The 3,850-nt window shown below is 62.2% G+C and carries 4 protein-coding genes; all 4 read right to left on the bottom strand.

The features are described from left to right. Positions 1-852, bottom strand: an 852-nt coding sequence (gene accD / locus L9Z73_RS26930; RefSeq protein WP_247407640.1) for an acetyl-CoA carboxylase, carboxyltransferase subunit beta, incomplete at its 3' end; no start/stop codon positions are given. 244 nt (positions 853-1,096) lie between these two features. Beyond that, the gene (locus tag L9Z73_RS26935; RefSeq protein ID WP_247407642.1) at positions 1,097-1,729 is read right to left on the bottom strand and encodes a phosphoribosylanthranilate isomerase; all 633 of its coding nucleotides are present in this window, start codon (positions 1,727-1,729) and stop codon (positions 1,097-1,099) included. Between the two features lie 64 nt (positions 1,730-1,793). Beyond that, the gene (gene truA, locus L9Z73_RS26940; protein WP_247407644.1) at positions 1,794-2,618 is read right to left on the bottom strand and encodes a tRNA pseudouridine(38-40) synthase TruA; all 825 of its coding nucleotides are present in this window, start codon (positions 2,616-2,618) and stop codon (positions 1,794-1,796) included. 158 nt (positions 2,619-2,776) lie between these two features. Further along, positions 2,777-3,850: FimV/HubP family polar landmark protein (locus tag L9Z73_RS26945; protein WP_282598773.1), on the bottom strand; the 1,074-nt coding region annotated here is incomplete at its 5' end.

Genomic DNA, 3,850 nt, shown 5'->3' on the forward strand with positions numbered 1-3,850 from the left:
ATCGAAACTGATGTAAAGCACGGTCAACAGAATCAAGGGCACCCCGATCAGCAGCAGCAACGAAATACCGGGCAAGCCCCGGCGCACCAGACGTAGGCGCGTTGGCAACTGCGCCTCGGGTTGTTCACGAACGGTCTGCTCGATGACGCGCGGGCCGGCAAAGCCGATCAAGGCCTTAGGCTCGCCGACGATCACGTCGCCCAGCATCGCCAGGCTGGCAGACACGCCACCGTACACCGGGTCGGTCAGCACGGAGATGAACGGGATACCCTCTTCCCGCAGACGCGCCAGCACCGCGGAGGTCTTGGCCATTTGCATCAGGGAGATCAGGGCTTCCTGCATGCGCGCACCACCGGAGGCGGAGAAGCAGATCATCGGGCAACGATTTTCCAGGGCGTAGTTGGCGGCGCGCACAAAACGCTCACCGACGATGGCACCCATGGAACCGCCCATGAAGGAGAATTCAAACGCCGACACCACAACCGGCATGCCCAGCAACTTGCCGCTGACCGAAATCAGCGCGTCCTTCTCACCGGTCTGCTTCTGCGCAGCGGTCAGGCGATCCTTGTACTTCTTGCCGTCGCGGAACTTGAGGCGGTCAACCGGCTCCAGGTCAGCGCCCAGCTCGTTACGGCCATCGGCGTCGAGGAAAATGTCGATGCGCGCGCGAGCGCCGATACGCATGTGGTGGTTGCACTTGGGGCAAACGTCCAGGGTCTTTTCCAGCTCCGGGCGGTACAGCACCGCGTCGCAGGATGGGCACTTGTGCCACAGACCTTCAGGAACCGAGCTTTTCTTCACCTCGGAACGCATGATCGAAGGGATCAGTTTGTCTACTAACCAGTTGCTCATGCTTTCTTTCTCCAGTACCGGTGGCTTGAACACAGCCCCGCGTATGCCCTTGAGCTAAATTCATATGTGGCGATGACACATGTTGGACGGGGTCAGACGTTCGACCGGCCATTTCCCGCATGCATCCTCAGCCTTCCAGACAACCTGCCCGTGCAGGGTTGCCACTTCATTTCCGGGCCTCCCGCAGGCGGCACCGGGCTGTTTTACACAGTGATAGTTATGGACGGCGGCAGACTGCCAGCCGTCACATCGCGCCGTTGCTGTTGCGCACAGCCTGCAAGAAAGCGCGAATCTTGCTGTGATCCTTGATGCCCTTGCCCTGCTCTACGCCCCCGCTGACATCCACGGCATACGGCCGAACCTGCTCGATCGCCGCCGCGACATTGGCGGGGGTGAGCCCGCCGGCCAGGATGATCGGTTTGCTCAACCCCTCGGGGATCAGCGACCAATCGAAGGCTTCGCCGGTGCCGCCGGGTACGCCTTCGACGTAGGTGTCCAGCAGAATCCCGCGCGCGCCGGTGTAGGCAGCGCAGGCGCCCGCGATATCATCCCCGGCCTTGACCCTCAACGCCTTGATATACGGGCGCTGGTAGCTTTCGCACTCGTCAGGGGTTTCATCGCCGTGAAACTGCAACATGTCCAGCTGCACAGCATCCAGGGTTTCGTTGAGTTCGCAACGGCTGGCGTTGACGAACAAGCCCACGGTGGTCACGAACGGCGGCAGCGCGGCGATGATCGCCCGTGCCTGCACCACACTCACCGCCCGCGGGCTCTTGGCATAAAACACGAAACCGATGGCGTGCGCCCCCGCTTCGACTGCCGCCAGCGCGTCTTCTATGCGGGTAATCCCACAAATCTTGCTGCGAACGGCTGACATGTCGTAGAAACCTCAGGGGTTGGACCGAGAAAGTCCCGGATGGTAACAAAAGCTTTTCCGGGCGTCAGCCGCCAAGTTCGCTGAAACCGGTGAGGAAGTGTGGCCCGACGAAGCGCTGCGGTAGCTCGAACTCGTCGCGATACTCCACCTCCACCAGATACAGGCCAAACGGATGCGCCGTGACACCGCCGGTACGGCGAATGCGGCTCTCCAGCACTTCCTTGGCCCACTCCACCGGGCGTTCACCTGTGCCGATGGTCATCAGCACACCGGCGATGTTGCGCACCATATGGTGCAGGAACGCCCCGGCGCGGATATCCAGCACAATCATCTTGCCGTGACGCGTGACCCGTAGGTGATGGACTTCCTTGATCGGCGACTTGGCCTGGCACTGGCCGGCGCGGAACGCGCTGAAATCGTGGACGCCAACCAGGTGCTGCGCGGCCTCGGCCATGCGCTCGGCATCCAGCGGGCGGTGGTTCCAGGTGATTTCTTGGTTGAGGTGCGCCGGGCGGATCTGGTCGTTGTAGATCACATAGCGGTAACGCCGGGCGATAGCCTTGAAGCGCGCATGAAAATGCGCCGGCATGACCTTCGCCCAACTGACACTGACGTCATGGGGCAAATTGATATTAGCGCCCATCACCCACGCCTTCATCGAGCGCTCGGCCTGAGTATCGAAGTGCACCACCTGGCCGCAGGCGTGTACGCCTGCATCGGTGCGCCCAGCGCACATCAGCGATACCGGCGAGTCAGCGACTTTGGACAGGGCCTTTTCCAGGGTTTCCTGCACCGTCAGCACGCCGGACGCCTGGCGCTGCCAGCCGCAATAGCGCGAACCTTTGTATTCCACGCCGAGGGCGATGCGGTAAAAGCCTGCAGCCGCCATTTCGGCAGCCGGGTTATCTATATTTGCCAAGAACTGAGAGCCTGATGAGTTGCGCAAAGGCGGGCATTATAAGGCGCTGCGCCCCAGACGCCATGTGTTTGGTGCCGGCAACGCAAAACGGCGGCCCGAAGGCCGCCGTCTGGGTTAACCCCTGGCGATTACGCCAGTCGGCCAAGCATTTCCTTGGCTTCGCCGCGCTGGGCTTCATCACCCTCGGTCAGCACTTCGGAAAGGATATCCCGCGCGCCGTCCGCATCGCCCATGTCGATATAGGCCTGGGCGAGGTCCAGCTTGGTGGCGACTTCATCGGTACCGGAGAGGAAGTCGAATTCCGGCTCATCACCGCCCAACGCCGCGTCTTCGGCGGTGAAAGACGGTTCGATCGGCGGACTTTCCAGGCTCTGGGACAGACGATCGAGTTCGGCGTTGACGTCATCCAGTTCCGAGGCGAACGCATCGGGCTTGGCCGCCGGGGCCTCCGGCTCGTCGGCCAGGGACAGGTCGAAGTCTTCCGGCAAGTCGAGGTCATCCAGGGCGGCCGGGGTCAGGGTCGGCGGTTCGACCGGCGACACATCCTTCATCTGATCTTCGAGCCCCGAGAGGAAGTCGTCATCGGACTGGGAAGACGGCGGCTCCAACTGCAGGTCGAGATCAAAGTCCGACAGGTCTTCCGAAGCTGGCTTGGCTTCGGTCTCTTGCTGCAGCAGCGCCTCGAAGGTCTGCTGATCGGCATTGTCCACCGCCGCCGGTGAAGCCGCCTCCAGCTCGTCCAGGCTCAGATCGAAATCGGTGTCGAACGCCTCTGCTTCAGCTTGCGGCACGGAAGCGGGCTTGTCTTCCATCAGATCCTTGACGTATTGAGCGTCCAGCGCGGCGGCGGCCACGGCGGCACTCACCCCCGCGGCCAACACGGCCATGGCCGGGAAACGCGACTTAAGCTGCTCGACCTGGGCATGGTTTTCACCATTGGCCACCAGTTGACGCTCCTGGGTGATGAAACCGTCCTTGTCGTTTTGCAGGCCGTAGACTTCCATCAGTTTCAAGCGCAAGTCGCTGCGCTTTGTTTCGTACTTGATGGCTTGCTCCAATACATCGGCCGCCTGGTTCAAGTGACCGCGGTCGATATGGGACTGGGCCTGCACCAGCGCATCATTGGCGTTTTCCGGCGCTACGGCGACAGCCAGGGGCGCGAGCACCGAGGCCACGCTCGGTGCCGCTGCCGGTGCGACGAC

The organism is Pseudomonas emilianonis (assembly GCF_023072625.1).
Lineage (GTDB): Bacteria > Pseudomonadota > Gammaproteobacteria > Pseudomonadales > Pseudomonadaceae > Aquipseudomonas > Aquipseudomonas paraveronii.

Excerpts from the sequence above, each read along its gene's own strand:
- L9Z73_RS26935 (WP_247407642.1), bottom strand. The coding sequence starts at position 1,729 with ATGTCAGCCGTTCGCAGCAAGATTTGTGGGATTACCCGCATAGAAGAC.
- truA (WP_247407644.1), bottom strand. The coding sequence starts at position 2,618 with ATGGCGGCTGCAGGCTTTTACCGCATCGCCCTCGGCGTGGAATACAAA.